The following is a 25,143-nucleotide window of genomic DNA, read 5'->3' on the forward strand; positions in this document are numbered from 1 at the left end:
AGTTGCCAGAGCCGGGTTCATCCCGGCTCTTGGCGTTTTAACTGACCCTAAGTTATATTGCCGAAGCCTCGTACCCTCGAGCGAATCGGATCATCGAACAACTAGAAAAGAATTATATTTGAGGTCGTAATGAGTAACGAAATCAAAACCCAGGTGGTGGTACTTGGTGCTGGCCCTGCGGGCTATTCAGCTGCCTTCCGCAGCGCGGATTTGGGTATGGAAACCGTATTGATTGAGCGTTTCGATACTTTGGGTGGCGTTTGTTTGAACGTGGGTTGTATTCCTTCAAAAGCACTGCTGCACGTTGCAGAAGTGATTGAAGATGCCAAAAACATGGCCGCGCACGGTGTGGTGTTTGGTGAGCCACAAACGGATATCAATAAGATCCGCATCTGGAAAGATAAAGTCATCGCCAAGCTGACCGGTGGCCTAGCCGGCATGGCGAAAATGCGTAAAGTAAAAGTCGTCAACGGTTACGGCAAATTCACTGGCGCTAACACCATTGAAGTGGAAGGCGCTGATGGTAAAACGGTTGTCAACTTCGACAATGCCATTGTTGCTGCCGGCTCCCGCCCAATCCAGTTGCCATTTATTCCACACAACGATCCACGAATCTGGGACTCCACTGATGCCCTGAAACTGGAAACTGTGCCGGAGAAAATGTTGATTCTAGGTGGTGGTATTATCGGCCTAGAAATGGGAACGGTTTACCACTCATTGGGTGCGCAGGTTGAAGTGGTCGAGTTCATGGACCAACTGATCCCTGCAGCTGATAAAGATGTGGTTCGCGTTTATACCCGCGAGATCAAAGAAAAATTCAAGCTGATGCTTGAAACCAAAGTGACTGCGGTTGAAGCCAAAGACGACGGTGTCTACGTCAGTTTTGAAGGCAAGAATGCGCCAAACGCTGCGATTCGTTATGACGCCGTGTTGGTTGCCGTTGGCCGGACTCCAAACGGTAAACTGCTGGATGCTGAAAAAGCCGGTATCGCGGTTGATGAGCGTGGCTTTATCGCCGTTGATAAGCAAATGCGCACGAACGTACCAAACATCTTCGCTATTGGTGACATCGTCGGTCAGCCTATGTTGGCTCACAAAGGTGTGCATGAAGGCCATGTGGCCGCTGAAAACATCGCTGGTAAGAAGCATTTCTTCGAACCTAAGCTGATCCCATCAATCGCTTACACTCACCCAGAAGTTGCTTGGGCGGGTATGACCGAAAAAGAAGCCAAAGAAGCGGGCATCAAGTTTGAAACGGCCACTTTCCCATGGGCTGCTTCTGGTCGTGCAATTGCTGCTGATGCTGATACCGGTATGACCAAACTGATCTTTGATAAAGAAACAGATCGTTTACTTGGTGGTGCGGTTGTTGGTAAGAACGCCGGTGAATTGTTGGGCGAAATCTGCTTGGCGATTGAAATGGGTTGTGATGCCGAAGACATCGCGCTGACCATTCACGCTCACCCAACCTTGCACGAATCTGTTGGTCTTGCGGCAGAAGTGTACGAAGGTTCGATTACTGATTTGCCAAATCCAAAGGCGAAGAAAAAGTAAGCTTGAATCGACCATTAAAAAAGCTGGCATCTGCCAGCTTTTTTATTGCTTGAACGGGTTGCTATGCAGCGTCTGGTTCCGCTGCTTGTTCTGGCTTAGGCTTTTTCGGCTGCGGGCGACGTTTGGCTTGCAAGGCATATAACACTTCCTCGCGATTTTCCGCCAGATAAACGCCGAGTTGCTCCAAGGCATCTTCGCTTATTTTAATTCCCGATGCAGTGACCAGATCTTCCATTGCCGCTGCCATGTCCAGCATGCGGTCATATTCATCAGCTTGCTTCTTGTCCACGAACGTTTTGACCTCCTCGCCATTGCGCACAACGACATAGCGGGTTTCAACTGCCATGATTTCTCCTCATTCGCCAATCCCCAATTCGCCCACTTGAATGTCATTCGGTGTTGTCATTCACCGACGACTGGCTACAAGTTAACAGGATACTGGTTATCTGTACAGTTGTATTCAAACGAGGCTTGCAGCAAATGGTGGATTTGCTAGTCTGCACGCTTTGATTTTATCCCGAGGCAAACAATTTGATGGTAACAAGAGCGTTGAGTGCCTTGTTGGCTTGCTGGTTCACTAGTGGTGTTGTTGCCGCTGGCCTCGAGCACTACGAAATCGTTGCAAAGCACCCGTTGCCTGCTGAAATCGCAGAGGCTTCAGGCTTGGCGTGCACCAGTGACGGCAAATACACCATCAATGACTCTGGCAATCCGGCGATTATTTTTCAGCTCGGCGATCAGGGCCAAATTGTCGGTCGCATCCATTCCGCGCTGAATAACCGCGATTGGGAAGCACTGAGTTATGCCGATGGCCAGCTATATGTTGCCGATATTGGCAATAATCATGGTCATCATCGAGCCATGAAGATTCATCGCGTTGCGTTGGCGAGTGTGAACAAAGGCATTGCTGCCGATGCCAGTAGTTTCAGCTTTGAGTTTGCTGACTACGATCAGCATCCAGTGACCAGCGTTCATCACGACTTAGACGCCGAGGCGATAACCATTGATCAAGGTCAGTTGATTGTGTTCTCGAAAAGCTGGCAAAGCAATGTCGCACGGGTATATCGAATGATACCAAGGCAACAGCATCAAGTGATTGAACCGGTGGCGACCATTGCCGAGTTGCCGGGCATGATCACTGGCGCCCACTTCGATCCCGTTGCTAAGCAATACTGGCTGGTTGGCTATAACAGCAAAGGCTTGCCGAAACTAAAGCCGTTTATTGCTCAACTGGATGATAATTTTCAGCTACTGGCCACCAAATCGCTGACTGGACTGGGCCAAATCGAAGCGGTTTGTATGGATCAGCAGCGTCGTCTTTGGTTGGCGCAAGAGCAGATGCTCTTTAAGCCTGCGCTGCTGATTGAAATGGCAGCTCAACCCTAGTCGTTTGGCAGTGCGTCTTTGCGTTGCAGGTAGGCTTGTTCCATCGCGGCCATTTGCTCGGCACAAAAATCGCGCAAACCGCTGAGCACCATCTTTTTACGACCGGTGCCGATAAGCTCGCCTTGGTCATGAATATTAAAATGCAAAAAGGCATCGCCGCGTTTGCCGTTCACCTCAAGCTCGGTTTTGGCAAGACTGAGTTCAGGGTTGCGGAAGTTTAAATGTTGCAGTTGTAAAGACATGCTTTCATACATCACGAGTGGTCGCGCGGGGTTAATCATGACGCCATGGCGTTTCATTAGCGGCACTAAGATGTATGGGAAATTTTGGCCAGAAAAGGCGACATAATTGCGAATTAAGGTTTCGACCTCAGGGCAATAGGCGCGGTTTTCGCCACTGCTGTTGACGTTCAAGTAAACCTTGTCGGACTCTTTGTCGCAAATGGTTAATTCAGAGCCCTCGCGCGGTGGCAGAACAATGGTTCGGTCAGCACCTAACATGCCTTCAAATTTGAAATCCATCTGCGATTGGATACCGTATTCGTTCAATACGATGGCAAATAACAAATCACCGGGCACACAAAAACGTTTTGCATCGGCGTCGTGGATTGGGTTGAAGTCACCGGCGATACGCTTGGCAAATCGACTAGCTTGCTCAGCGGAAATCGTGACCGAATCAAGTTGACGCTGATAGAAAGTTTCTAAAACCATAGTTTTTGTACTACAACTGGAGCCATTTATGGCCCTGTTTGAATGCTCTGTGATTAAAATAGCGGCAGTTTATACCATTGGAAGGTATGATCCGCAGATAAGACCAGCGCCCAAGAGTTGGCCGCGGCGCGTCAAGGCAATAAAAATGAGACTCAGATGCATTTTAAACGCCTTGAATCTACAATCTATTTTGGTCAGTTTTCTCCGCTAATCCGGTTAAATCGATTGACTTTAATACCCTATTTACTGCACTCTTGCGCTGTAACGTCAGCTTTACCTCTTTAAATGAAAAAATTTCCATTTAAGGGTTGACAAAGGTTAAAGCGCAATTATTCAAAATAATAGTCAAGAGGCCCTCGCGTGGAACAATTATCTGGCGCTGAGATGGTGGTAAGAACCCTCACTGATCTCGGCGTAAAACACCTTTTCGGCTACCCCGGTGGTTCCGTTCTCGACATCTACGACGCGCTGTTTCAGCACAGCGACATCGAACATATTCTAGTCCGCCACGAACAAGCTGCGGTGCACATGGCTGATGGCTACGCTCGCGCCACGGGCGAAGTTGGTGCCTGTCTGGTCACTTCAGGGCCAGGGGCGACCAATACCATTACCGGTATCGCTACTGCCTACATGGACTCCATTCCTATGGTCGTGCTGTCAGGTCAGGTGCCAACGACCCTGATCGGCATGGATGCATTCCAAGAAACCGACATGATCGGTTGTTCTCGACCGGTTGTGAAGCACAGTTTTTTGGTCAAAAGTGCTGAAGAAATCCCAGAAGCGATTCGCAAAGCATTTTACATCGCCTCGACCGGTCGGCCAGGCCCAGTGGTGGTCGATTTGCCGAAAGATGTGCAAAACCCGCAGTTGAAGTTTCCGTACAAGTTTCCGGAAACGGTCAACATGCGCTCGTACAACCCAACGACTCGCGGCCATACCCGCCAAATCAAAAAAGCGGTTGCTGCAATTCTGTCTGCGAAAAAGCCAGTGGTTTACGTTGGCGGCGGCGCCGTGGCAGCAGACGCACAGCAACTGATCACCCAATTCGTTGAAAAGCTGAATTTACCGATTACTAACACCCTGATGGGACTGGGCGCCATTTCTGGTGAGCATGACCAGTTTTTGGGGATGTTGGGCATGCATGGTACCTATGAAGCCAACATGAGCATGCACAATGCCGATTTGATTTTTGCTGTGGGCGCCCGATTTGATGACCGCGTCACTAACAACGTCAGCAAGTTTTGCCCGAATGCTCGTATCGTGCATATTGATATCGATCCCACCAGCATTTCCAAAACCGTAACCGCCCATATTCCGATTGTTGGCAGCGTGGATACCGTTCTTGAGCAAATGATGCAGCAGTTGGATGAAGCAGATGCACAACTGGATCAAGACGCATTATCGAGCTGGTGGCAGACCATTAACGAATGGCGCGCTCGTAAATGTTTGAATTACGAGAAATCAACTGAAGTGATCAAGCCGCAATATGCGGTTGAAATGTTGCACAAGGTCACTAATGGTGATGCTTACATCTGTTCTGATGTTGGCCAGCACCAAATGTTCGCCGCACTCTACTACCCCTACAAGAAAACTCGTCAGTGGATTAACTCTGGCGGCTTGGGCACCATGGGTTTTGGCTTCCCTGCGGCAATGGGGGTGAAAACCGCATTCCCTGATGCTGATGTGGCCGTGATCACCGGTGATGGCTCGATTCAGATGAACATTCAAGAGCTATCGACTTGTTTGCAATACAATATTCCGGTGAAAATTATTTCCCTGAATAATGCCGCATTGGGCATGGTCAAGCAGTGGCAGGAGATGTTCTACTCTGGCCGTCGCTCGCACTCTTACATGGAATCGATGCCTGACTTTGTCAAGTTGGCAGAAGCCTATGGCCATGTCGGTATGCGGGTTGATGATCCTGCCGACTTGGAGCAAGCCATGACCGATGCCTTTGCCATGAAGGATCGCTTGGTGTTTATGGATATTCGAATTGATCCTGCAGAGCACGTATACCCAATGCAGATTAAATTTGGCGCCATGGACGACATGTGGTTATCGAAGACGGAGCGCACCTAATGAGACGTATTCTTTCTATTTTGCTTGAAAATGAACCGGGTGCGTTATCGCGAATTGTTGGTTTGTTTTCCCAGCGCGGTTACAACATTGAATCGTTAACCGTGGCACCGACCGATGATGAAACGCTCTCGCGGATCACCATTACGACCATGGGTGATGATCAGGTTATTGAGCAGATCACCAAGCAAGTTAATAAGTTGGTTGATGTCCTCAAGGTTGCGGATTTAACCGACGGCGCCCATGTCGAGCGCGAGTTGATGCTGGCGAAAGTACGAGCCAATGGCAACGCAACTCGTGAAGAGATTAAACGCACTGCTGATATCTTCCGTGGTCAGATTGTTGATGTAAGCAACTCCTTGTATACCGTTCAGTTGACTGGACCCAGCGATAAGCTTGATGCCTTTATCGCTGCGGTTCGCGATACCACCGAGATTATCGAAGTGGTTCGCACCGGTGTTGCTGGTGTCGCTCGCGGTGAGCGCGCGCTACGTCAATAATCCCAGCATCTAGTGTTGTCAAAGCTAGAGCCTGTTGCTCTTTGCTGTGTGTTTTTGCAGCAATTTATTGGTGATTTAGGCAAGGAAGCGGTTATGAAGTTGACTGGTCGTCAATGAATAATCGCTGACGCTGAATAAATTGCCAATAAACGCTGCCCGAAGGGTTCGTCAAAATGCTCATTTCGCTACGTCACTCGCTATTTGTATAGATTGCTATACGTCATAGCTCGTTTCTTGCTCAAAAGAGCATTTTGAGCGAACAAAATTCATACACCAAAGACCAGCAGGCTCTTGGCCTTGAGCCTGGCTTTTGTCGTTTTTGTGGCCAGACACTGCTTCAGATCTCATTTCATTTGATTCAGATCCAGAATCAATTTCGCCCTTCCTGCAATATTTCACTGCTATGACATAATTACTAAATTATTCCCTTTGGGAATCTGGTCGGGCTAGGTGGGGGGGTGAATCATGACCAATATCGTCATCCGGTTTGTGGCGTCACTAACGTGCCTATGCGTAATTTTTGCGGCCAATGCGATTGAGCCTGCCAAACAGGTGGTGGTGCCGTTTTCTTTGGCTGACAGCGGTCACTTGATTATTGAAGTCTCGTTCAACGGCATGCAACCCAGAGCCATGTTGATTGATACTGCCGCGGGAATTTCCTTACTTGATAAGCGCACCGCCAGAGAGTTAGGTATTGATATTAGTCCCAATCGGAGCCGCACGAAATTAGCGGGTTTAGGCACCAAGCGCCAGTCGATGAAAGACTTGGATGTCGTCGATTTGGAAATCGGCATGGCGGTGTTCCCGACCCCAGATTTCTATACGACCGACTTGCATCACATTCGTCGGATCTCTGGACCACAGCCGATTGTGGGCATTCTAGGCACTGATTTTTTGGTCAAACATCAGGGTATTGTCAATTATCAGCAGCAAACGCTGACGCTCAATTGGTGAAGGCCTTAAGGCCGTTGGTTGTAATCACCGCTACATTCGATTATTCATTAGCGGGTATGTCTCTTATTTACTCAGGAATTCGTTTTGAAACCTATCCGTTATAGTGTTGCGGCTTGTTTGCTGATGTTGTTGCAAGCCTGCTGTGGTGATGTTGGTAGCCCTCAGTGGTGTGACAAACAAGCCCAGACCGACAAAACTTTATGGACCGAGTCTGAAGCTCAGGACTATGCTCAATATTGCATATTCGGCGATTTAGCACGGCCGAAGTAACCCATTTGGCGCCATTCGCCTGTATTCATGGAGAGGTTGATGATAAGTCGTAAGCTGTCTGCTCTGCTGTTGTTGAGCGGAGTCATGTTGTTAGGTTGTCAGCCGCAAGAGGTTCCGACCGAGCAGTTAACCGGCGCGTGGTTGCAAGAGCAAGATGGTCACCAGCAAGGTGTATTACTGCATCCAGATGGGCGCCTCAGCTTGCTCGGTATCGCTAGTATGCAAGGAGTTGAATGGCATTTTAGTGATGCGGACAATGTCCTCACTTTAGCAACCAATACCGAGCGCTATCCGCAACCTGAAAGCGAGCAGCTTACCGTCGCTGGCATTTCTCCGTCATTGCTGCAGCTTGAAGGGCGCAGTCTGTTTGCCGGACGCTATGCTCCTGCTAACGACAAAGTTACGATTGTCTCCGGCGAGGTGTTCTATCGGCAGCGCATCGCATTGCCCGAAAATGCCGTGTTAAGAGTGACGCTCAATGATGTGTCGTTGGCCGATGCGCCGGCGAGGTTAATTGCCAATACCACACAGATGATCACCACTCAGGTACCGATTTCGTTCACCCTCGCCGCTTTAAAGTCGCAGTTTGAACCGCAGCGACGCTACTCCGTTCGAGCGACCATTTCAGCCAACAACCAACTTCTTTTTACCAGTACACGCCACTATGGCGTGGAGCCGACCCAGCCGAATGAGTTGAATATTGAATTAGAGGCGGTGTCGGCTAAACCAGCCGGGCAAGCAAAAGCAGCGCCTGTCGTTGAATTAACCGGAGACTTTCGTTACATGGCGGATGCGGCGCTGTTCCTTGAGTGCGGTACCGATCGTCGTTGGCCGGTGGCGGCAAACGATATTCGTCGGCAATTGGAGCTGCAATATGGCCAGCTAAAAGCTGGCCCTGGTGAGCCTTTGCTGATGACCGTGATGGGCGCAATAGAGCGGCGACCAGGTATGGAAGATGGCTCTGAGTTGGACACGCTGGTGCTATCCAAAGTCATCGCTATCTCAGAGCAGCAAGAGACCTGCGATTAGCAGGTCATTGCTCAATGATGGATGTGAATGATTATTCGGCCGCTTGTGCTGGCGTGTAAGGTAAGTCTTGTATTTGCAACGGTGTTTGTGGCGCTTGACTCAGCCGATATTGTTGCTCGGCGCTGGCGTCGCTGGCGAGCACGGCCAACAGGTGCAGTTGGTTTTGGCTATCGGTCGCGGCATTGATAATGGTGCCGGCTTTGCGCCAGTTGCCGTTACGATTCACTTCAATATCGCCGAGCGCTTCACTTGGTGCCTCTCCGGTTAAATAAAAGGTCGCGCGCTTTTGTTTGCCTAAATACTGCATTCGGGCCACGGTCTCCTGACCGATATAGCAGCCTTTCTTAAAACTAATCGCACCAATGTCAGCTTGGTTGAGCATTTGTGGCACAAACTCACTGACCTGCTCGGCATTGGCCAACAACGGCCAGCCTGCTTTGATTTGTTGCACCGTCCAGTCAGTTGTCTCGGTTTCATGGTCGACTAGCTCAGCGCTAAGCCAAAGGCAGCCAAAGGGTAACTGTGCTTTGGCGATTGCTGGTGTTTCAGTGGTTTGGTCTAAATCGCCATAAATATAAAGCGAGTCTGATGCATCGGTGATGTCAACTTTGGCGAATACGCCGAATTTTTGGAGTGCAGATAAGCTCGCCGACAGGACATGTTTGTCCATCACCAAAAGAATGCCTTGGTCCGACTTGAGCATCACAAAGTTGCTCCACATTTTGCCTTTGGCATCGCAGTGGCTGCCTGCTAACCAGCCTTGTTCATCCAGCTTGGTCAGATCGCACGTTAACTGGCCCTGTAAGTAGCTGGTTTGATCGGCTCCGCTCACTTGAATAACGCCGAGGTCGGATAGTAAGAAAGGTTTGCTCATGGCTGCTGATCCATTGGTTGCTATAGGCTTGATCTTGGGGACGTGATCTGAGTATTTCAAGAGGTGTTGGGTCATCTTGTTGGCGCTGCTATGATAGCCGGCCAATCGCCAAATTCACGAGGATAATCATGGCACAGAACGATTCTGCCAATGAAGCGGCAAAAGATGCCAATTTAGCGCGTTTGCGCTGGGGCTGCCGCCGGGGAATGCTGGAGCTTGATGTGATTCTGGAGCCTTTCTTTGATAACCAGTTCACTTCGCTCAGTGAGCAGCAACAGCAAATTTTTGAACGTTTATTGGGCTGCGACGATCCCGAGTTGTTTGCCTGGATCATGGGCCATGAGGATTGCAAAGATGCTGAGCTGGCTGCCATGGTGAAGACCATTGTCGACTACAACCGTAGTTTGCTTCACTGAGTTTTCAGCCTCAAAACAAGCGCGCTATGCGGTTACCGTTAGTGCGCTACTGATGACATTGTCGCTGCTGCTAGTGGCCTATTATGGAGCCTTTAGCCAAATGATTGCGGCGACAGTGCTACTTCCTTTAGTGCTGGTTCTGAGTTATCAACTCAGCGGTAAAATTGCCCGCTACCATGGTCAACTTGTGTTACTCGATAGCAATCAAATCACCTTGTGGCATAACCAACAATGCCTGCAAGGGGCGCTATGCTTACCCATTATGACCACAGATTTTGCCATTTTGATGCGATTTAAAGGTGAGCAAGGCAAGCATTGGTGTTTGATTATGAGTGATGCGGTGGCGCCAGCTGAATTTCGTTTGCTGAGCGCCATGCTCCATCAAGTAAAGCGGCCGTTATAACGACGGCGGCGCTGGCTGAATTGGCTCTGGTACCAGAATGGTAGGTTCGCTGTGCTCTAGCTGATCAGGGTGATCCAAGGTGTAATGCAAACCACGACTTTCTTTACGCTGCATGGCACAAAGGACAATCAATTCTGCGACTTGCAACAGGTTCCTCAGCTCAAGTAAGTTATTACTCACTTTGAAGTGGGAATAGTATTCGTAGATCTCTTGTTGTAGCAACCGAATCCGACGCAGAGCGCGCTGCAGTCGTTTATCGGTTCTGACGATGCCGACGTAGTCCCACATAAATAAACGCAGTTCATGCCAGTTGTGCTGGATGACCACCTCTTCGTCTGAGCAGGATACCTGGCTTTCGTCCCACTGCGGGATGTCAACCTGATCGCAAGGGACTTCAAGTTGCTGAGTAATGTGCTGGGCGGCTGCCTCGGCAAAAACCACACATTCGAGAAGCGAATTGCTGGCCATACGATTGGCGCCATGAAGGCCGGTATAACTGACTTCACCAATGGCGTATAGGCCCTCTAAATCAGTTTTACCATCGAAATCGACAATCACACCACCACAGGTGTAATGGGCTGCTGGCACTACCGGAATCGCTTGCTGAGTAATATCAATGCCCAGCGACTTGAGTTTTTCGTAAATGGTTGGAAAGTGGCTCTGAATAAAGTCAGCTGGTTTGTGAGAAATATCCAGATACACGCAGTCGGCACCAAGACGCTTCATTTCATAGTCAATGGCTCGGGCGACAATATCGCGCGGCGCTAACTCCAATCGCTCATCGAAACGGTGCATAAAGCGCTCACCGTTGGGTAATTTGAGATGAGCTCCTTCGCCGCGCAGCGCTTCGGTGAGCAAGAAATTGCGTGCTTCAGGGTGGAATAAGCAGGTTGGGTGGAACTGGTTGAATTCCATATTGGCAACCCGACAACCAGCACGCCAAGCCATGGCGATGCCATCGCCAGAAGCGACATCGGGGTTACTGGTGTATTGATAGACTTTTGACGCGCCGCCAGTGGCAAGAATAACGAAGCGCGCACGAACCGTTTCGACTTTTTCTTTATTACGATTCCAAATATAAGCGCCGTGAACTTTGTTTTCACGCAGCCCTAACTTATGGCCGGTGATCAGATCAACCGCATTGTAGCGTTCCAGCAATTGGATATTTTGGTGGCCGCGAACTGCGTCAACTAAGGTGGTTTGAACTGCTTTGCCGGTTGCGTCGGCAGCATGCAAGATTCGTCGGTGGCTGTGGCCGCCTTCTCGAGTTAAGTGGTAACGCAGTTGGCCATTTTCATCGCGGACGGTATCAAAGGGCACGCCTTTTTCGATCAGAAATTGAATACTTTGCCTAGCGCGCGAAGCGGTATGGAGCACCGCTTCTTCATCGCAAAGACCGGCGCCAGCATCGAGCGTGTCGGCAACGTGAGAGGCAATACTGTCGGTCTCATCGAAGACCGCAGCGATGCCCCCTTGGGCGTAATAGGTTGCACCTTCGGTCAGAGGGCCTTTACTTAGTACGAGCACTTTGGCATCGTGTGCGAGGCGCAGAGCGGCGGTCAGGCCTGCGGCACCGCTTCCGATAATAAGAACATCACAGGTATAATCAGCTGGTTGTTTCATCAAGTTACTGGCTACAGGTATTAGTCCTTGTTATGTTAGCGGAAGTTGGCTTCTCGTAACATAACCCCCATATTTGAAGTCGCAATTTTTTTTAAATTTATCCGAACTTTTCCGGAACCCGTTGGTCTCACTTGTATCGCCAACGAGCCGGCGACGTTGCTGTAATCGGATTACATAGGAGAACTGGCTCGAATGAGCGAGCAAAGTATCGACCATAAATTGGTCGAGCGAGTGCAACAAGGTGACAAACGAGCTTTCGATTTGTTGGTGCATAAATACCAACACAAAGTCGCAAATCTTATTGCAAGGTACGTAAAGAATCCGGCTGAGGTTCAGGATGTTGCGCAAGAAGCCTTCATCAAAGCGTATCGAGCAATTGGTAATTTTCGCGGCGAGAGTGCTTTTTACACATGGCTGTACCGCATTGCAGTAAATAGCGCCAAAAACTATCTGGTGTCGCAAGGGCGTCGTCCGCCCGCCGCCGATGTTGATGCGCAAGATGCCGAGTTTTACGAAGGTGGTGAAATTTTACACGAGGTGGCAACACCTGAGCGTGAAGCTTTATCCGATGAAATCAGGCAGGTGTTGTTCGATGCAATCGAAACCCTACCTGATGACCTTCGCACTGCAATTACCTTGCGAGAGCTCGAAGGCATGAGTTACGAAGACATCGCCGGAGTGATGGAGTGTCCTGTTGGTACAGTGCGCTCTCGAATTTTCCGAGCGAGAGAAACAATTGATAAGCGGCTGCAACCGCTTCTTCAGCGCTAATAAAATAAGCCTATCAAGGCACGGTGTTTAGTATGACTGACAAGTTCGAACGGGTTTCTGCTCTAGTTGATGAACAACTAGACGACAAAATGATTGATGCGCTGCTGGATGATCCAGAGCTGCAAGATCAATGGGCACGCCACCACCGGGTGAGTGATGCTGTCCGGGGTGACGACGTTTCTTTATTGAGTACTGATTTTGCTGCCAGCGTTAGTGCGGCAATTGAGCAAGAGCCAACAGTACTTGCACCTAAACCAGCCAAAGCCAAATCAACCGTGAAAGTGCCGGGTAAAGTGGTTCGCATGTTCCGCCAAGTCGGCCAGTATGCGATTGCTGCAACGGTTGCTGCGGTCGCCATTGTTGGCGTGCAGCAGACCGGCCAAGACGCGGCAGAAGAGCAACCATTGCCGATTCTCAATACCAATCCAGTGGTTGGCGTTAGCGCTTCTCCGGTGAGCTTAAATGCGACTTCGGTTAACAGTAATGCCCAATCTCAAGCTGAAGCGCGACAAAGATTGATTGAACAACGACGTCGAATTAATGCATATTTTCAAGACCACGAGCTTCAAATGAGAATTCAGCAGCCTCAGCACACTGCTCAAGCTGTGAAACAACAACATGCAGACAGTTCATCAACTGAACAACCTCAACAGTAATTCTTCTCCGCTGCAGCGCATGGCCGCTGCAGCATTTTCCATTCTGATTTTTGCCCTATCCTTTGCTGCCCATGGCGAGCAAAGCAGCTCCCCTAGCGCTGAATCTTGGCTCAAACGAATGGGGCAAACCTTTAAAGCGGCCAACTATTCGTTGTCTGTGATTCGAGTTAATCAACAGCACTTTGAGCCCATTGCCATTGAGCACGGCATCGTTGACGGAGAACCTTTGGTTTACGTCAATTATCTGAATGGCCCAGAGCGCGAAATCCTCCACCGTGGCGATACGGTCACTTATTTTCAGCATGACGAGCCGCCTTATTCCGTGGCTGGCCAGCGCGCTGTTGGCCCTATCCCGCGGGCGTTCATCAATAATATTGATGTATTGAAAACCAGCTATCGTTTTGTCTTGGGTGGGCGCAATCGAGTGATGGGACGAGCGGCTCAACTCATTCGAATAGAACCCAAAGAAGCCGATCGGTATGCCATTTGGGTGTGGTTGGATGCCGAACATGGCATGTTGCTGCGGGCCGATTTGGTGGCGCCCAATGGCGAGCCATTGGAACATATCCAGATTGTGTCGATGTCTTACTCGGAATCGCCAAGCCCAATCGTTGAGCAATTAGCACAAGTTAAGCTGCCGGCGCCGGTTCCTTTGATTGAATCCGAGCAAATGTCAGGGCAGGGACGGGTTCGTTGGGTTGCTGGCTACGTACCGAGCGGCTTTGAGCTGATTGGCCGCGACCGCCACAAACTCGGTGCCACTAATGGTTTGGTCGACTATCAATTGTATAGTGATGGTATTAGCTCGGTGTCTGTCTATGTTGGCTCTGCCGTTGATGGCCAGCCGGGTAAATCTTTGGTCAGCAAAGGGGCAACCCATTTGATGACCGTTGCCAAAGATGGTGTTGAGGTGGCCGTTGTTGGCCAATTGCCGCCAGAAACCATTACTCGTATTGTCGAGAGTGTTCATCCTGTTGTTAGCAAAACTGCACAGCCGGGCAGAACGCCATGATCGAAACCATTGCCACTGTCGTTGACTACCAAGCTGGTCAGGTGACTGTTGAGGCGCTGCGTCGCTCTAGTTGCGATCAATGTGCTGACAAAGACTGTGGCAATGGCCAAGTCAACCGTGCCTTATCTAATCGTTATCATCGTTTAACCTTGCCGTATCAGTCACCACTCAAAGTCGGCGAGCAAGTGGTACTCGCGTTGCCAGAGCAAGGCTTGCTGACCGCCGCAGTATTAATGTTCGTGGTGCCGCTAATAGCTATTTTGCTAGGAGCGGGCGTAGGCCATTGGTTATTCGTCGGCTTGTTGGGCCAAAGCGAGTTAATGGTGGTGTTTAGCGCGCTGATATGTGCCGTTGCTGGCTTCTTGGGCGCACGCTGGTGGCATAGCAAAATTCAGCAGCATCAATGGTTTGAACCGCATATCAAACGACTGCATCAGCCCGTCGATGCGCTTAGCGTTGACTGCTAGACCGTAACAGCCTTTGCTCAACGGTGTGATGCGCTTTGCTGTGCGGTTTATTTTCAGTACAATCTCCGCCCTTGGAATTAACACAAAGCAGGCAGTTCAACCCCAATGAAGCAATCGCATATTCGCAACTTTTCGATTATTGCCCACATCGACCATGGTAAGTCGACGCTCTCCGATCGACTGATCCAATACTGTGGCGGTCTTAGTGATCGGGAAATGGCGGCACAGGTGCTGGATTCCATGGATCTGGAACGCGAGCGCGGCATTACCATTAAAGCTCAATCTGTGACCCTGAATTACACCGCGAAAGATGGCGAAACCTACCAGCTCAACTTCATTGATACGCCGGGCCACGTGGACTTTTCTTATGAAGTGTCGCGGTCACTGGCTGCTTGTGAAGGTGCTTTGTTAGTCGTCGATGCCGGTCAGGGTGTTGAAGCACAAACGCTGGCGAACTGTTATACCGCGATTGAAATGGATCTGGAAGTGGTGCCGATTCTTAACAAGATTGACTTGCCACAGGCAGACCCAGATCGGGTGGCCGAAGAAATTGAAGATATCGTTGGTATTGATGCCGTTGATGCAGTGCGTTGCTCGGCGAAAACCGGTATTGGTATTGAAGATGTGCTTGAGCGCATTGTTCAGTCTGTGCCAGCGCCAGAGGGCAATGAGGAGGCTGAAACTCAAGCCCTGATTATCGATTCTTGGTTTGACTCTTATCTCGGCGTGGTGTCATTGGTTCGAGTGAAAAATGGCGAACTGAAAAAAGGCGACAAGATTCGAGTGATGAGCACCGGCCAAGACTGGGGCATTGACCGCATTGGTATTTTTACGCCGAAGCAAACCGATACCGGGGTGCTAAAAACCGGTGAAGTTGGTTGGGTTGTGTGTGGCATGAAAGAGATCTTGGGCGCGCCGGTGGGCGATACCCTGACCCTGTCTCGCAAGCCATGTGCAACGGCATTACCGGGATTCCAGAAAGTGAAGCCACAGGTTTACGCTGGCTTATTCCCGATTAGTTCTGATGATTATGAAGCGTTCCGTGATGCGCTGGCAAAGTTGAGTCTTAACGATGCCTCTTTGTTTTACGAGCCTGAAAGCTCTGCTGCGCTGGGCTTCGGCTTCCGTTGTGGCTTCTTGGGCATGCTCCACATGGAAATCATCCAAGAGCGGTTGGAGCGAGAGTACGATCTAGAACTGATTACCACAGCGCCAACGGTGGTTTATGAAGTCGCGGTGAACGACGGCACTATTGAAATGGTTGATAGCCCGGCCAAATTGCCGCCAATCAACAACATCGATGAGATCCGTGAACCAATTGCCGACGTCAATATTCTGGTGCCGCAAGAGCACTTAGGTAACGTCATCACCCTGTGTGTTGAAAAGCGCGGCGTGCAAACCAATATGAGCTATCACGGCAATCAAGTCTCGCTCAATTACGACATCCCAATGGGAGAAGTGGTGTTGGACTTTTTTGACCGCCTGAAATCAACCAGCCGTGGTTATGCATCACTTGATTACAATTTTAAACGTTTCCAAGCCGCGAAAATGGTTAGAGTGGACATTCTGATCAATGGTGATCGGGTTGATGCGCTGGCAATTATTTGTCATGCCGACAATGCCCAGAGTCGTGGCCGTGCCGTGGTGGAAAAAATGCGTGAGCTGATCCCTCGGCAAATGTTTGATGTGGCTATTCAGGCTGCCATCGGCAACCACGTTATTGCTCGCTCAACGGTCAAGCAGATGCGTAAAAACGTAATCGCCAAGTGTTACGGTGGTGATATTAGCCGTAAGAAAAAACTGTTGGCGAAACAGAAAGAAGGTAAGAAGCGGATGAAGCAAGTGGGTAACGTTGAAGTGCCACAAGAAGCGTTTCTGGCCATTCTTAAAGTTGATGGTAAATAGGGATATTCATGGCCACTTATTTTTCTCAAATTTTGTTTTTCCTGACCTTATTCACTGGCATTGTCTATGCCATGGAGCGCTGGGTCTGGAGTAAAAAGCGCGCAGCCGCAATTGCCGCCGGCGAAGCCAACAGCCAATCTGGTTTGCCGGATGAGGCCAAGGCTAAGCTGCAAGAAATCCCTGGCTGGGTTGATACCGCAGTCTCTGTGTTCCCAGTGTTGGCATTTGTGTTGATTCTGCGCTCATTCTTGTATGAGCCGTTTCAAATCCCCTCTGGCTCGATGATGCCAACCTTACTTAAAGGTGATTTCATTCTGGTCGAGAAGTACGCATATGGTTTACGCGAGCCATTATTGCGCAAGGAAATCGTTGAAACTGGGGCTCCCCAGCGCGGCGATGTGATTGTGTTCAAATACCCTGAATCGCCAAATGTGGACTACATTAAGCGAGTGGTTGGCGTACCCGGCGATTCCATCATCTATCGTGACAAGCAGCTTTATATCAAGCCAGCTTGTGATGGCACGGACTGCCCCGGCTATCAACCCGTTGAGATGACCAACAAAGCAAAAAGTCAGTATCTGCAAGGGCCATTTCCTTTGGTTGAAGCGTCGCAACAAACTGGCGAAGCCAGCCACCAGATTTTGGTGAACCCAGCGATCCCAGATCGGTTGAACGAGTACTTTCATCAGCCTGGTACCCAGCTGGATGAATGGAAAGTGCCTGCCGATTCCTATTTTGTCTTGGGCGATAACCGCGATAACTCACGCGATAGCCGCTTTTGGGGATTTGTTCCGGAAGAGAATTTAGTGGGTAAAGCGGTGTTTATCTGGATGAGCTTTGAGTTTGAGCGCAGTGAAGATTCTTGGCTGCCATCATGGATCCCGACTGGTGTCCGTTTTGAACGATTAGGAAGTATTGAATAATGGCGTTAAACGCCGTCAACCTGAAACGTCTGCAAACCATTGTTGGCCATCAGTTTGCCGAAGCTAAACTATTAGAGCAGGCGCTGACTCATCGCAGCGCTGCGGCATTGCACAATGAGCGGCTCGAATTTCTCGGCGATGCCATCCTTGGGGTGGTTATCGCCGAGGCCCTTTACCACGATTTTCCTGAGCAAAACGAAGGTGATTTGAGCCGGATGCGGGCCACCTTGGTGCGTGGCCAAACGCTGGCTGAATTGGCTCAGGATTTTGGTTTAGGCGACTACCTCAAGCTTGGTCCGGGTGAGCTTAAAAGTGGCGGTTTCCGCCGCGAATCCATCTTAGCCGACGCTGTTGAAGCGATCATCGGTGCGGTGTTTTTGGATGCTGGTATCGAAGTGGCCAAAGCCATGGTGCTGAAATGGTATCAAAGCCGGTTGGCTACGATTGCGCCGGGGATTAATCAGAAAGACCCGAAAACCCGCCTGCAAGAATATTTGCAAGCCCATAAACTTTCATTGCCCGACTATGAAGTCATTGATACTTCCGGTCAGGCGCACAAGCAAACCTTTACCGTAAGTTGCTCCATTGACGGTGCCGAACCTGTGATTGCCAAAGGTTCGAGTCGCCGCAAAGCTGAGCAGGCTGCCGCTGAGCAGGTATTGCAAGGATTACTATCCGATGACTAAACAACGCGCAGGCATGGTGGCAATTGTCGGCCGCCCTAATGTCGGGAAGTCGACCTTACTCAATCAGATCCTAGGTCAGAAAATCAGTATCACTTCGAAGAAGCCGCAAACCACGCGGCATCGCATTACCGGTATTTACACCGAAGGCGATGATCAAGTGGTATTTGTTGACACCCCAGGTCTGCACAAAGAAGAGAAGCGCGCCATCAACCGGTTAATGAATCGGGCTGCCTCTTCGAGCATGACTGATATCGAAATGGTCATTTTCCTTTGCGATAGCGATCAGTGGACCGCCGATGATGACTTAGTGGTCGAAAAGCTACAGCGTCTGCCAAAGCGGGTGCGTGTTATCGCAGCGATTAACAAAGTCGATCAGTTTAAAGATAAAGCGCAGTTGTTGCCGATCTTAGAAAAACTATCCGCTCGCATGGCGTTTGATGATGTCATGCCGATCTCGGCGGAAAAGGGCGATAACGTCGATGCCCTGATGAAGATCGTGCTTGATCATCTGCCCGAATGTGAACACTTCTTCCCAGAAGACTACGTCACCGATCGATCGCAGCGCTTTATGGCCGCAGAAATCGTCCGTGAGAAACTGATGCGCTTCACCGGTGATGAACTGCCGTATAGCGTGACTGTTGAAATCGAGCGCTTCGCGGTGAATGACAAAGGCATTGCTGAACTGAATGCGCTGGTCTTGGTCGAGCGTGACTCGCAGAAACGGATGATTATTGGCAAAGGCGGTGACAAGTTAAAACGGATTGGTCGCGAAGCCCGGCTCGATATGGAAGAGTTATTTCAGCAAAAAGTATTTCTGCAAATTTGGGTGAAAACCAAGAGCGGCTGGGCTGATGATGAACGAGCCTTGCGCAGCTTAGGTTACGGCGAAGATTAAATGCTACGGGCCCAACTCGAGCCCGCTTATGTGCTCAATCGTCGTCCTTATCGGGAAGATTCAGCGCTCATTGATTTGCTTACTCAGCAACATGGTTTAGTGCGCCTGGTCGGTCGTGGCATGCGCCGCAAAAAGCAACCCTTGGGCGCCATCTTGCAACCCTTTGCGCCGTTGCTGATCAGTTGGCAAAGCAAAACCGAGTTGGGACAATTGCAACAAGCAGAAACAGCCAGCCCGCCACTGCTGCTTAGTGGCGACCAAACCCTTGCTGGGTTTTACTTAAATGAGCTGGTCTATCGCTTGTTAACGCCGCTGGAATCGGCTCCATCAGTGTTCGCCCATTATGGTTCAGCCATTGCTCAGTTGGCGGCATCTGACAGTAAATTAGAGCCCGTTTTAAGACAGTTTGAACATGCATTGCTCGATCATCTCGGCTATGGTTTGAGTGACACCCAGCACCTTGATGGTGAAAGCTTTTATCAGTGGCAGCCACAGCAAGGGTTAGTGTTGTGTGATCATCAAAGCCACATTCAAGGCTGGCATTTGCAGTGCATTGAAGCGTCAAACTATGACGATGAATCAGTCCTTCGGGCGGCGAAAATTTTGACTCGGCAACGGCTTGAGCCTTTGCTGGCGGGGCGGCCGTTACAAAGCCGCCAAGTATGGTTACAAATGAAACGAGGCAAGGTGTGAAACAAATTTATCTCGGCGTGAATATCGATCACGTCGCAACGTTACGTCAGGTTCGCAAAGCCGTTTACCCCGACACCGTACATGCAGCAGCCTTGGCCGAACAAGCCGGCGCCGATGGCATTACCGTTCACTTGCGAGAAGACCGTCGCCACATTCAAGATCGCGACGTTGAAATTTTGGCCCACACCATTAAAACCCGAATGAATCTGGAAATGGCAGCAACCGATGAGATGGTGGCAATTGCCCGCCGCATTAAGCCAGAATTTGTGTGTTTGGTGCCGGAAAAACGCGAGGAACTGACCACTGAAGGTGGTTTGGACGTCAAAGGCAATCTTGCCCGCATCACTGATGTGGTGGCGCAATTAGCTGAAGTGGGCATTAAGGTGTCGTTGTTTATCGATGCCGAGCCGGATCAAATTGAAGCCGCGAAAACCTCTGGCGCGCCTTATATTGAGCTTCATACTGGTGCTTACGCCGATGCCGAGGACGATGCCAGTCAGCAGTTGGAGCTGACCAAAATCGCCGCTGGCGCCGAGTTTGCCGATGGCTTGGGATTAAGGGTTAATGCGGGTCATGGTTTGCATTACCACAACGTGGCACCTATTGCCGCGATTCCACAAATTGAAGAGCTGAACATTGGCCACTCGATCGTTGCACGGGCAGTCTACTCAGGGTTGCCAGAGGCAGTTGCAACCATGCGCAAACTCATGGTCGAGGCACGTACTCAAGCCAGCATCGACGGCGGTTTGGAGTTTTAATCCAACGTTCATTTTGGAGTGATGTCAGCTCATGGCTATTGTCGGACTAGGCAATGACTTAGTCGAGATTGACCGTATTGAACAGGTCCTGCAGCGCTCGCCAGAGCGCTTTGCGGCGCGCGTGTTAACGGCCAATGAATTACGCCAGTTTCAGCAGCACAAACAACCTGCGCGTTTCTTAGCAAAACGTTTTGCCGCCAAAGAAGCGGCGGCCAAAGCAATCGGTACCGGCATTGCCGCTGGTGTCACCTTTCATGATTTCGAAGTGTCGAACGATGCTGCGGGGCGACCATTGTTGGCACTATCTGGACAGGCCCGACAATTAGCCAAGGAAAGGGCGGTGAGTCATTGCTGGCTCAGTTTATCCGACGAGCGTCACTACGCACTCGCCACCGTGGTGTTGGAGTCGACTAGCCCTGGCGGAGGCGAGTCAATCAGCTGAGCGAGCAAGTCCATCAATTCAAAGTATTCCGGCTCAACATCTTGTTGGCTGTGTTGTTCTTTCAGCAAACGTTCTAAGGTGCCGACGACCGACTTCAACTTGGGGATGCCAGCGTAGCAACAGGCGCCATGTAAACGGTGAACCTGTGCTTTCAGTGTGGCGTTGTCTTGTGCCTGCCAAGCTTGCTCAATGGCATCGCGCGATTCAGGTAGTGATTCGATTAACAATTGCAGCATTTCTTTGGCTAAATCAGCTCGGCCGCCGGCCTGATTGAGCGCTTGTTGCCAGTCAATCAGCGGATGGCACAGCTCTTTTGACTGCTGCTTTTGCTGATTAAATCGGTACCAATGCTGCAAAATACTATCAAGCAAGTGCTCTTCAATCGGCTTCGTTAGGTAATCATCCATGCCGCTGGCAAGCAGATTGGCTTTTTCTTCCGGTAGCGCATGGGCAGTGACGGCAACCACAGGCGTGTGTTGATTGAATTCGCCTTGGCGGATGGTTTGGGTTGCGGTAACGCCATCCACATTCGGCATTTGAATATCCATGAAAATGATATCAAATGACTCTTCTGCAGCCATTTCAATCGCTTGCTCGCCATTGTTGGCCATGGCTACTTGGGTGACTTTTTCTTTTAGCAGCGTCACGATTAACTTCAGGTTGGCCGGATTATCATCCACCGCTAGCACTTTCATTGCCATTTTCTCGGAGCGTTCAAGGGCCTGTTGGTTGAGTGGGAATGCTTTGGTAGTGCGAGTCATCCGTTGCAAGGCAGCTAGTAAGCGATTGCTCACCAATGGTTTGCGCAAATGGCTCACAAACATGCCCTGATAGTTTTCCAAATGGCCGATTTCATGCTGACTGGAAACTGCCGACAGCAGCACTGCATGGCGGGTGATATAGGTCAGCGCCTGCAGTTGGGTTTGTAACTGGTTGCTGTCAAATTCATCAATGGCGACAATCACATAATCGTATTTGACGTTGCGTTTGAGTAGTGACTGCCATTGCTGCTTGCTGCGACATGGCGTGACATTCATCAGCCAGCCATGCATTGGTGTTTCCAAGCTTTCCATTGAGTAGGCTTGTGGCTCGTAAATCAGAGCGGTTTTACCGGCTAGCATTTCAGACTGGGCATGGTCGCCCAACGCAATTGGGCTGAGTCGGCAGCACAAGGTACACCAGAAGTAAGAGCCCTGATGGAGCTGGCTTTCAAGACCGATATCACCGTCCATTTCAGCCAGCAATCGCTTGGTGATCACTAAGCCAAGACCGGTGCCGCCAAAGCGTCGGGAGATGCTGGCATCGGCTTGGGCAAAGGCTTGGAATAGGGCTTGTTGTTGTTCATCGGAGATACCTACGCCGGTATCTTTAACTTCCAGTTTCAAACAGACATTGTCACCGCGCACTTGCTCGACGCTGATCCGCAGGGTGACACTGCCTTGCTCGGTAAATTTAATGGCATTGCCGACCAGATTGGTGATCACCTGTTTGATGCGCAGGGCATCGCCAAGCAGATCATCAGGCACTTTGTTATCAATAATAAAGGCAAAATCGATACCTTTATGGTGAGCCGTTGGCGCCAGCAGCTGCATCACCTCATCCACCGCATCGCGCAAAATAAACGGCACTTGCTCTAAGGTCAGCTTACCGGCTTCAAGTTTCGACAGGTCAAGAATGTCATTAATGATACCCAGCAGGTTTTTTGCTGAGTTATCAATGGTCATCACCTGATCATACTGTGACGTTGTCAGTGATGTCTTGAGCAATTGGCGGGAGAATCCCAACACGCCATTAAGCGGCGTGCGAAGCTCATGACTCATATTGGCAAGGAACTCGGTTTTCACCCGAGCGGCTTCCTGTGCTCGGCGTTTAGCTAAGTCCAGCTCGACGTTTTGGATCTCAATTTGTTCTAGGGTTTGACGCAAATCGCTGGTGGCCTGCTCAATGTTGTTCTGCATTTCTAGGTGATATTCAGCGATGGACTTGGCCATGGCGTTGAGGCCATTTTTCAAGTCATCGAGCTCGCCAATGTGTTGGCCGCCCAAACGTGTTTCAAGTTTGCCTTTGCGAATGTTGTCGATGCCGTGAACCATCTCCGTAATGGGCTTGGTCACTTTGCGCACCAAGCGGATGGTAAACACCATACAAACACTGATCCCAAGCAACACAATCAAGAAGGTATAAAACGCAGCGCGGTGCTGATTGAGCATGGTCGGCGAGCTATCAAGCTGCAATGTCAGATAACCGATCGCCGCAGGCGGCAGGCCAGTATATTGTTTTTCTGAGCTGAGAATCGGTGCCCGAAACAGAATCGAATTATTGTCGTAGTCGTATTCAATATCGGTGGCATCTGGGATTTGCTCGCCGGCGTTTAGTCGTAACGAGTCAAACTGGCGATGAAAGTTGGAACTTACAAACACTTCATGATCGGGGGTGAATACGGTAATCGACCGAATGGCTGGCGAGTGTTTGCGATGGGTGACACTGAGCAAGCGCATTAGTTTTTCACGGTCATTGGTGATCAGGCCTTGCTCTGCGGCAATGGTCAAAGGCTCAATAATGTTGGTGCCGTCTTTGACTAACTGCAGTTCGAGTTGTTCGTACCGTGTCACCGTAAAGTAAGAGCCCAGCAGCAAACTCACCAGCACTGTTGGCGCTAGCGTCAGTAAGATTACCCAGGTGCGTAAACCGTACTTTGTCATGGTGGCGGATTATGGGACAATTCGGCGGATACAAGGGGCTATAATGACACAGCCTCGATCATTTGCACACTTTGTGCGCTGGGCAAGAGCAATTACTCACACATCTTCGTTATGGCAAACTTTTTTACCCCCAAGAAACGGCAAAATAAACAAGTTTTTCAATGTCAATTGAATGACCTCGACATCCACGGCCAGGGCGTTGGCCGCTGGCAGCAGCGAGTGGTGTTTGTTGCTGGTGGTTTGCCGGGTGAAACAGTGCAAGTGCAGGCCATGATACCGAGCACAGGGCCGAGTAAAGGACCGCTCAAAGGGCAGCTAAAGAATATCTCCAAAGCCTCCGAATTCCGCCAAGCGGCGCCTTGTCCGCATTATCAGCATTGTGGCGGTTGCCAACTTCAGCACCTGCAAGCGGACAAGCAAATTGAGTATAAACAGCAAGCGTTGCAACGCATGTTGGCTAAGGTTGGCGTGACCATCGAGCAATGGCAACCAGCGATTCATTCTCCCTCGGATTTGGGCTATCGCACGAAAGCGAGACTGGCGCTTGATGTGAGAAATCGAGTCAAGCTGGGCTTTCGTCATCAAGAGCGGCAAACCGTGGTGCCAATTAGCCAATGCCCAATCTTGGCCGAACCATTGCAGCAGATCATCGAGCCGCTGCAACAATTGCTCGGACAGTTATCTGCAGCGTCACAAGTCGGGCATATCGAATTGCAGCTGCATCAGCAGCGCGCAGCGGTGTGGCTCCATCGTCAAGGCGTTTGGTCGTCTGCCGATCAACATGTGCTGGATCAGTGGAGTGCCGAGCATAACGTGCAACTACTGGTGCAAGATGCAGAGCTTAGTTACTCGCTCGACGATTTTGGCGTCAGCATTCACTATCGTCGCAATCATTTTATTCAGAGCAACCAGCAAGTGAATGAGCGAATGGTGGCGCAGGCAATCGATTGGCTCCAGTTGAGTGGCACTGAAACGGTCTTGGATCTGTTTTGTGGTGCCGGCAACTTCAGCTTACCGCTGGCCACCAAAGCCGCCAAGGTGGTGGGGGTTGAAGGCGTGGCCGATATGGTAACGCAGGCAAAACAAAATGCCGCGCGGAATCAGTTGGCTAATATCGACTTTTTTCAAGCCGATTTAACGCAACGACTTGATTTACAGCCTTGGTGGCAGCCGGTTGATATCATTGTGTTGGATCCCGCTCGCGCTGGAGCGCAAGCCGTGGTCGAGCAATTACCCCACTGTCGAGCCGGCAAAGTGCTTTATATCAGCTGCAATCCAACAACCTTGGTTAGAGATGCCGCCATTTTACAAGGTCATGGCTATCATGCAGAAAAAGCAGGCGTGATGGACATGTTTCCACACACTCATCACCTTGAATCGATGATCTTGTTCAGTAAGAATTAGCAGCAACAAGCCTCAGATCTGTCCGCAAAGGAGT

26 protein-coding genes are annotated in these 25,143 nt (G+C 50.2%); 21 read left to right on the forward strand and 5 right to left on the reverse strand.

Translation table 11 applies throughout. The features are described 5' to 3' along the window. Positions 1-129 precede the first annotated feature (129 nt). Positions 130-1,554 carry a dihydrolipoyl dehydrogenase gene (gene lpdA / locus IC617_RS11140; protein WP_191145065.1) on the forward strand — a complete coding sequence of 475 codons (1,425 nt, stop codon included), beginning with the start codon at positions 130-132 and terminating at the stop codon, positions 1,552-1,554. A 61-nt stretch (positions 1,555-1,615) separates the two neighbouring features. Here lpdA and IC617_RS11145 read toward each other — a convergent pair whose 3' ends face one another. After that, the gene (locus IC617_RS11145; protein WP_191145066.1) at positions 1,616-1,900 is read right to left on the reverse strand and encodes a YebG family protein; all 285 of its coding nucleotides are present in this window, start codon (positions 1,898-1,900) and stop codon (positions 1,616-1,618) included. Positions 1,901-2,085: 185 nt separating this feature from the next. Between IC617_RS11145 and IC617_RS11150 the strand changes: the two genes are divergently transcribed. After that, positions 2,086-2,940: an SdiA-regulated/phytase-like domain-containing protein gene (locus IC617_RS11150; protein ID WP_191145067.1), complete on the forward strand. Its 855-nt coding sequence runs from the start codon at positions 2,086-2,088 to the stop codon at positions 2,938-2,940. Here the strand turns inward: IC617_RS11150 and IC617_RS11155 are convergent. Next, positions 2,937-3,650: a DUF3581 family protein gene (locus tag IC617_RS11155; RefSeq protein WP_191145068.1), complete on the reverse strand. Its 714-nt coding sequence runs from the start codon at positions 3,648-3,650 to the stop codon at positions 2,937-2,939. The two genes, IC617_RS11150 and IC617_RS11155, sit on opposite strands and share 4 nt — an antisense overlap. A 360-nt stretch (positions 3,651-4,010) precedes the next feature. On the opposite strand from IC617_RS11155, the gene IC617_RS11160 reads away from it, so the two are divergent. The 5 genes from IC617_RS11160 to IC617_RS11180 all read left to right on the forward strand — a co-directional run bounded on the left by IC617_RS11160 (position 4,011) and on the right by IC617_RS11180 (position 8,479). Beyond that, entirely contained in the window at positions 4,011-5,729 is a 1,719-nt protein-coding gene (locus tag IC617_RS11160; protein WP_191145069.1) for an acetolactate synthase 3 large subunit, read from the forward strand. Next, positions 5,729-6,226 carry an acetolactate synthase small subunit gene (ilvN, locus tag IC617_RS11165; protein ID WP_191145070.1) on the forward strand — a complete coding sequence of 166 codons (498 nt, stop codon included), beginning with the start codon at positions 5,729-5,731 and terminating at the stop codon, positions 6,224-6,226. Before IC617_RS11160 ends, ilvN begins: the two co-directional genes overlap by 1 nt. Before the next feature lie 465 nt (positions 6,227-6,691). After that, the gene (locus IC617_RS11170; protein WP_191145071.1) at positions 6,692-7,180 is read left to right on the forward strand and encodes a retropepsin-like aspartic protease; all 489 of its coding nucleotides are present in this window, start codon (positions 6,692-6,694) and stop codon (positions 7,178-7,180) included. An 84-nt stretch (positions 7,181-7,264) separates the two neighbouring features. Next, the gene (locus IC617_RS11175; RefSeq protein WP_191145072.1) at positions 7,265-7,450 is read left to right on the forward strand and encodes a DUF3012 domain-containing protein; all 186 of its coding nucleotides are present in this window, start codon (positions 7,265-7,267) and stop codon (positions 7,448-7,450) included. 39 nt (positions 7,451-7,489) lie between these two features. Beyond that, positions 7,490-8,479: a YbaY family lipoprotein gene (locus IC617_RS11180; RefSeq protein WP_191145073.1), complete on the forward strand. Its 990-nt coding sequence runs from the start codon at positions 7,490-7,492 to the stop codon at positions 8,477-8,479. A 31-nt stretch (positions 8,480-8,510) separates the two neighbouring features. Here IC617_RS11180 and ygfZ read toward each other — a convergent pair whose 3' ends face one another. Continuing rightward, entirely contained in the window at positions 8,511-9,353 is an 843-nt protein-coding gene (gene ygfZ, locus IC617_RS11185; RefSeq protein WP_191145074.1) for a CAF17-like 4Fe-4S cluster assembly/insertion protein YgfZ, read from the reverse strand. Positions 9,354-9,481: 128 nt separating this feature from the next. Between ygfZ and IC617_RS11190 the strand changes: the two genes are divergently transcribed. Both IC617_RS11190 and IC617_RS11195 read left to right on the forward strand, forming a co-directional pair. Then, entirely contained in the window at positions 9,482-9,769 is a 288-nt protein-coding gene (locus IC617_RS11190; RefSeq protein ID WP_191145075.1) for an FAD assembly factor SdhE, read from the forward strand. Beyond that, a complete protein-coding gene (locus IC617_RS11195; RefSeq protein ID WP_191145076.1) occupies positions 9,738-10,172 on the forward strand; it encodes a protein YgfX in 435 nt (144 codons plus the stop codon). The genes IC617_RS11190 and IC617_RS11195 overlap by 32 nt, the downstream gene beginning before the upstream one ends. Here IC617_RS11195 and nadB read toward each other — a convergent pair. Next, positions 10,167-11,795 (reverse strand): L-aspartate oxidase, encoded by a 1,629-nt coding sequence (gene nadB, locus IC617_RS11200; protein WP_191145077.1) that lies wholly within the window; start codon positions 11,793-11,795, stop codon positions 10,167-10,169. The genes IC617_RS11195 and nadB overlap by 6 nt on opposite strands. Positions 11,796-11,987: 192 nt before the next feature. On the opposite strand from nadB, the gene rpoE reads away from it, so the two are divergent. The 11 genes from rpoE (at position 11,988) to acpS (ending at position 21,003) form a co-directional block, all read left to right on the forward strand. After that, positions 11,988-12,566, forward strand: a complete 579-nt coding sequence (rpoE, locus tag IC617_RS11205) for an RNA polymerase sigma factor RpoE (RefSeq protein WP_191145078.1) — start codon at positions 11,988-11,990, stop codon at positions 12,564-12,566. Between the two features lie 32 nt (positions 12,567-12,598). Then, positions 12,599-13,222: a sigma-E factor negative regulatory protein gene (locus tag IC617_RS11210; protein WP_191145079.1), complete on the forward strand. Its 624-nt coding sequence runs from the start codon at positions 12,599-12,601 to the stop codon at positions 13,220-13,222. Then, positions 13,185-14,234, forward strand: a complete 1,050-nt coding sequence (locus IC617_RS11215) for a MucB/RseB C-terminal domain-containing protein (RefSeq protein ID WP_191145080.1) — start codon at positions 13,185-13,187, stop codon at positions 14,232-14,234. The genes IC617_RS11210 and IC617_RS11215 overlap by 38 nt, the downstream gene beginning before the upstream one ends. Continuing rightward, complete coding sequence (locus IC617_RS11220) at positions 14,231-14,701, forward strand: SoxR reducing system RseC family protein (RefSeq protein ID WP_191145081.1); 471 nt, start codon at positions 14,231-14,233, stop codon at positions 14,699-14,701. Before IC617_RS11215 ends, IC617_RS11220 begins: the two co-directional genes overlap by 4 nt. 105 nt (positions 14,702-14,806) lie before the next feature. Continuing rightward, positions 14,807-16,606 (forward strand): translation elongation factor 4, encoded by a 1,800-nt coding sequence (gene lepA, locus IC617_RS11225; protein ID WP_191145082.1) that lies wholly within the window; start codon positions 14,807-14,809, stop codon positions 16,604-16,606. Positions 16,607-16,614: 8 nt separating this feature from the next. After that, positions 16,615-17,529, forward strand: coding sequence for a signal peptidase I (lepB, locus tag IC617_RS11230; RefSeq protein WP_191145083.1), 915 nt, complete (start codon positions 16,615-16,617; stop codon positions 17,527-17,529). Further along, positions 17,529-18,215 (forward strand): ribonuclease III, encoded by a 687-nt coding sequence (gene rnc, locus IC617_RS11235; RefSeq protein WP_191145084.1) that lies wholly within the window; start codon positions 17,529-17,531, stop codon positions 18,213-18,215. Before lepB ends, rnc begins: the two co-directional genes overlap by 1 nt. Continuing rightward, positions 18,208-19,110 carry a GTPase Era gene (era, locus tag IC617_RS11240; RefSeq protein ID WP_191145085.1) on the forward strand — a complete coding sequence of 301 codons (903 nt, stop codon included), beginning with the start codon at positions 18,208-18,210 and terminating at the stop codon, positions 19,108-19,110. The genes rnc and era overlap by 8 nt, the downstream gene beginning before the upstream one ends. Then, entirely contained in the window at positions 19,111-19,803 is a 693-nt protein-coding gene (gene recO, locus IC617_RS11245; RefSeq protein WP_191145086.1) for a DNA repair protein RecO, read from the forward strand. Further along, positions 19,800-20,561 (forward strand): pyridoxine 5'-phosphate synthase, encoded by a 762-nt coding sequence (gene pdxJ / locus IC617_RS11250; RefSeq protein WP_191145087.1) that lies wholly within the window; start codon positions 19,800-19,802, stop codon positions 20,559-20,561. Before recO ends, pdxJ begins: the two co-directional genes overlap by 4 nt. A 31-nt stretch (positions 20,562-20,592) precedes the next feature. Then, on the forward strand, positions 20,593-21,003 hold the full coding sequence (gene acpS / locus IC617_RS11255; RefSeq protein ID WP_191145088.1) for a holo-ACP synthase: 411 nt from the start codon (positions 20,593-20,595) through the stop codon (positions 21,001-21,003). On the opposite strand, the gene barA is transcribed toward acpS, so the two are convergent. Then, positions 20,940-23,705, reverse strand: coding sequence for a two-component sensor histidine kinase BarA (gene barA / locus IC617_RS11260; protein ID WP_191145089.1), 2,766 nt, complete (start codon positions 23,703-23,705; stop codon positions 20,940-20,942). The genes acpS and barA overlap by 64 nt on opposite strands. Before the next feature lie 111 nt (positions 23,706-23,816). Here barA and rlmD point away from each other — a divergent pair, with 111 nt between their 5' ends. Further along, positions 23,817-25,109 (forward strand): 23S rRNA (uracil(1939)-C(5))-methyltransferase RlmD, encoded by a 1,293-nt coding sequence (gene rlmD, locus IC617_RS11265; RefSeq protein ID WP_191145090.1) that lies wholly within the window; start codon positions 23,817-23,819, stop codon positions 25,107-25,109. Positions 25,110-25,143: the final 34 nt, after the last annotated feature.

Origin of the sequence: Neiella litorisoli, from assembly GCF_014773395.1 — a bacterium.
GTDB lineage: Bacteria > Pseudomonadota > Gammaproteobacteria > Enterobacterales > Neiellaceae > Neiella > Neiella litorisoli.